Origin of the sequence: Mesorhizobium sp. M7A.F.Ca.CA.004.04.2.1, assembly GCF_004022825.1 — a bacterium.
Lineage (GTDB): Bacteria > Pseudomonadota > Alphaproteobacteria > Rhizobiales > Rhizobiaceae > Mesorhizobium.
Genome location: NZ_RZPH01001073.1, coordinates 1 through 1,964 on the forward strand (window position 1 = coordinate 1; position 1,964 = coordinate 1,964).

Genomic DNA, 1,964 nt, shown 5'->3' on the forward strand with positions numbered 1-1,964 from the left:
GACAGGCACCCGCTGCGCCCAGTGGCGTTACGGGAGGTAACCAGTGATGGCCAACCGTCTTCCCATCATCGTCGTCGCAGCAGCGGTTATCCTGTTCCTGCTCTATTCGTCGGTCTTCGTGGTCAATGCGCGTCAGCAGGCGCTGGTGCTCAGGTTCGGCGAGATCGTCGACGTCAAGAGCGAACCCGGCATCTACTTCAAGGCGCCGTTCTCGTTCTTCGACGCCGACACCGTGCAACTGATCGAGAACCGGGTGCTGCGCTTCGACCTCGACAACATCCGCGTCCAGGTGTCAGGCGGCAAGTTCTATGAGGTCGACGCCTTCATCGCCTACCGCATCTCGGATCCGCGGGTCTTCCGCTCCACCGTGTCGGGTCAGATCGAACTGGCAGAAGCCCGGCTCAGGACGCGTCTCGACGCTGCCTTGCGCCGTGTCTACGGTCTGCGTGATTTCGAGGCCGCACTTTCCGAACAGCGCACCGTGATGATGCGCGAAGTCCGCGACCAGCTCAGGCCCGACGCCACCTCGCTCGGCCTGCAGATCGAGGATGTCCGTATCCGCCGCACGGATCTCACGGCCGAAGTCTCGCAGCAGACCTTCGACCGCATGAAGGCGGAACGCCTGGCGGAAGCTGCGCGGCTGAGGGCGCGCGGCAATGAAGCGGCACAGCGCATCACCGCCCGCGCCGATCGCGAAGTGGTCGAGATCGTCGCCGAAGCGCAGAAAGAGTCGGAAATCCTGCGCGGCGAGGGCGAAGCCCAGCGCAGCGCCACCTTCGCGGGAGCCTATCAGCGCGATCCGGCCTTCTTCGACTTCTACCGGTCGATGAATGCCTATGGCACGGCGCTGGACAACACCGGAACGACGATGGTGCTGTCGCCGAACTCGGAGTTCTTCCGCTTCTTCCGCAATCCTGACGGCAGCGAGGGGCCGGCAAAGCCGGCTTCGCCTGCGCCAAACGCTCCGGCGACGGCACCCGCCGCGCCGGCGGCACAGCCCAGCACCGGCCAGTAGCGGCCGGTGCAGGATTTTCTTGCCGCCATGGGCCTGGTCCTTGTCATAGAGGGTCTAGTCTATGGCGGTTTTCCCGGCCTGGCCAGGAAACTTGCCACCGAAGTGCTGTCGCTGCCCGAGAACGCGCTGCGGATCGCCGGACTGGCGGCGATCGTGATCGGCGTCGGCATCGTCTGGCTGGTACGGGGCGCATGACGGCGGCGATGATTTATCCTCTGCCGATAGTCATAGCCGCAAACGTGCCGTATTTTTTGCCAACATGGCGTGACGCGGCGTTTTCGTCGAAGCGCTTTTCTTTTCAAGGATACCGGGAGGCTTCTCGATGACATCCAATACAATTCTGTGCGCGGCTCGGCGGACATTCATCGCCGGCGCGGCGGCACTTCTTGTCAGCGCAGTCGCTGTCCCGTCCTTCGTGACGCCGACATTTGCCGCCGATGGACCTGCTTCGGTCGCCGATCTGGCGCAAGGCCTGCTCGGCGCAGTGGTCAACATATCGACCTCGCAGACGGTCAAGGGCACCGAAGGCCCGGGCGCGGTGCCGATGCCGCAATTGCCCGAGGGGTCGCCCTTCCAGGATTTCTTCGACGATTTCTTCAAGAACCGCGGCGGTGACAAGGACAACGGCTCGCAGAAGGTGCAGTCGCTGGGCTCCGGCTTCGTCATCGATGCCGAGCAAGGCATCGTCGTCACCAACAACCATGTCATTGCCGATGCCGACGACATCGAGGTCAATTTCTCCGATGGTGTCACCTTGAAGGCGACGCTGGTCGGCACCGACACCAAGACCGATGTCGCCGTGCTCAAGGTCGATCCGAAAGGCCACAAGCTGACGGCGGTGAAGTTCGGCGATTCCACCAAGATGCGCGTCGGCGACTGGGTGATGGCGATCGGCAATCCGTTCGGCCTCGGCGGCACGGTCACGGTCGGCATCGTCTCTGCCCGCAAC

At 63.5% G+C, this 1,964-nt stretch carries 3 protein-coding genes; all 3 read left to right on the forward strand.

Annotation, left to right across the window (positions count from 1 at the left end; translation table 11 throughout):
- The first annotated feature begins 46 nt into the window (after nt 1-46).
- Nucleotides 47-1,015: a protease modulator HflC gene (locus EN893_RS31400; protein WP_127271782.1), complete on the forward strand. Its 969-nt coding sequence runs from the start codon at nt 47-49 to the stop codon at nt 1,013-1,015.
- Between the two features lie 6 nt (nt 1,016-1,021).
- A complete protein-coding gene (locus tag EN893_RS31405; RefSeq protein ID WP_023813072.1) occupies nt 1,022-1,210 on the forward strand; it encodes a DUF2065 domain-containing protein in 189 nt (62 codons plus the stop codon).
- Nucleotides 1,211-1,337: 127 nt separating this feature from the next.
- Nucleotides 1,338-1,964: trypsin-like peptidase domain-containing protein (locus tag EN893_RS31410; protein ID WP_128362073.1), on the forward strand; the 627-nt coding region annotated here is incomplete at its 3' end.

Bases quoted from the DNA above. Each gene is read 5' to 3' on its own strand.
- EN893_RS31400 (WP_127271782.1), top strand. From the start codon at position 47: ATGGCCAACCGTCTTCCCATCATCGTCGTCGCAGCAGCGGTTATCCTG.